Source organism: Methanobrevibacter sp. (genome assembly GCF_030539555.1).
Classification (GTDB): Archaea; Methanobacteriota; Methanobacteria; order Methanobacteriales; family Methanobacteriaceae; genus Methanocatella.
In genome coordinates this window covers 1,297-3,202 of sequence record NZ_JAUNXX010000111.1, presented here as the reverse complement: position 1 = coordinate 3,202, position 1,906 = coordinate 1,297, and the positions used below count along the sequence as shown (strand labels likewise).

The window sequence follows — 1,906 nt, the reverse complement described above, 5'->3', positions numbered from 1 at the left end:
TATTATTTTATATAAATATAATTTAAAAAAATAAATATTTAAAAATTTCCAATAATAATTTTAGATTATTAAAATTTAATTTAATCAATAGATTAAAAAAATAGAAGGAAAACTAATATGATTAAATCAAAACGATATGATGATAAAACATTGAAACATTTACAACAAGTTGAAATGAAAATGTTTAAATATTTCATTGAAGTTTGTGAAGAACATAATTTAACTTATTTTATGTATGCCGGAAGTTTGCTTGGAACTATCAGACACCAAGGTTTTATTCCATGGGATGATGATATTGATGTAATCATGTTTAGAGAAGACTTTGAAAAATTAAATAAAATTTTTGAAAGAAATATTGATGAAAAATATGGGTTTTTTAATGTTTTAAACGAAGAAACCTACCATTATACTTGGGGGAGATTAACACTGAAAAATACTCTATTTAAAGAATGGTGGGCAGAGCAAGTTGATTACATTCCAAATATCTTCCTAGATATTTTTATTTTAGATAATGTCCCGAATAACAAATTTAAAAAATTTATTCACAGATGGAAAAGTTTTTCATTAAACCAATTAACAATGTATTCTATCCTTAAATATGAAAATGAATCTAAAATAAAAAAAATAATTCAACAAACAATTTATTACCTCTTAAAAATAATTCCTATTTCATCTTCCACTATTAAGAAAAAATGTGTGGACTCATTTTCTAAATATCAACATGAAAATTGTGAAGAAGTATGTGATTTTCCATCAGAATTTTTAATGCCAATATCTTTCAAAACAGATTGGTTGCCTCTAAAAAAAGCAAAATTTGAAGATATTGAAGTTAACATACCTAATAATTATGATAAAATATTGAAAATGGATTTTAATAATTATATGGAATTGCCTCCTAAAGAATCTAGATTCAATCCCGCCCCGGAAGAAATCGATTTCGGAGAATATTAAAAAAATGCTTGATTAATATGAAAGTCGCATTAAAATTAATAATTAACGAAGGAAAATCATTTTATAATTAAAATATTGAAGACATTGTAATTACTCTTAAAATTCCATATTATTTTTATTTGAATGCTTAATCTTTAAAAATAGCTTCAGCCAATGTAATATCAAAAGGACGTGTTATTTTAAAATTTGTTGGATCACCGGGGAATAATTTTACTTCAAGATTTCTTAAATGGAAAATTATCATGGCTTCATCTAATTTAGCTATTTCCTCTTTTGATAAATCCTCATAAACTTCTAAAAATTTATCAATGTTAAAAGATTGTGGAGTTTGTGCATGATATAAATACTTCCTTAATGGGATGCTTGTGAGTTTCCCTTCTTCCCTAGATTCAAATATAACATCTATGGCAGGTATAACCGCACTAGCCGCACCCACTTCCTTAGCATATTTAATACTATCAGATATTAATTTTTCAGATACAAATATCCTTGATGCATCATGTGTTACTAAAATAGAATCATTTTCACAATTTTGATTTTTCATATATCGAATAGAATTTAAAATAGTTCCATTACGAGTCAAACCTCCTTCAATGACTATAATCTTATCATTTTGATTGAAGTATTCCTCCATTAATTTTTTTGTTTTGTCAATACACTCTTTAGGGGAAGATACAATAATTTTATCAAAATCTTTGACATTTAAGAACTTTTCAACTGAATGAACCAAAATTGGTTTATTATTAATGTTAACAAATTGTTTAGGTATCCCTTGTTTTAATCTACTTCCTATACCTCCCGCTAAAATAGCCGCACAAATCATCAGCATCAACCCATCATAATTTATTCCAAAATTCTTCAAAAGCTTTTTTTGGATTAATTCTGTCAATAATTACATCATAAGTAAAATCAACAGTTGCACATTCAATATCATATTTTTCACATAATTCCTTCA

General features: G+C 25.6%; 2 protein-coding genes. One reads left to right on the top strand and one right to left on the bottom strand.

Features of this window, described 5'->3' with window-relative positions; all coding sequences use genetic code 11:
• Positions 1 to 117: 117 nt before the first annotated feature.
• Positions 118 to 951 (top strand): phosphorylcholine transferase LicD, encoded by an 834-nt coding sequence (locus tag Q4Q55_RS10120; protein WP_303372681.1) that lies wholly within the window; start codon positions 118 to 120, stop codon positions 949 to 951.
• Between the two features lie 127 nt (positions 952 to 1,078).
• Here the strand turns inward: Q4Q55_RS10120 and Q4Q55_RS10115 are convergent, their stop codons facing one another.
• Positions 1,079 to 1,774 (bottom strand): 2-C-methyl-D-erythritol 4-phosphate cytidylyltransferase, encoded by a 696-nt coding sequence (locus tag Q4Q55_RS10115; RefSeq protein ID WP_303372680.1) that lies wholly within the window; start codon positions 1,772 to 1,774, stop codon positions 1,079 to 1,081.
• Between the last annotated feature and the right edge of the window lie 132 nt (positions 1,775 to 1,906).

Bases quoted from the DNA above. Each gene is read 5' to 3' on its own strand.
- Q4Q55_RS10120 (WP_303372681.1), top strand. From the start codon at position 118: ATGATTAAATCAAAACGATATGATGATAAAACATTGAAACATTTACAA.
- Q4Q55_RS10115 (WP_303372680.1), bottom strand. From the start codon at position 1,774: ATGATTTGTGCGGCTATTTTAGCGGGAGGTATAGGAAGTAGATTAAAA.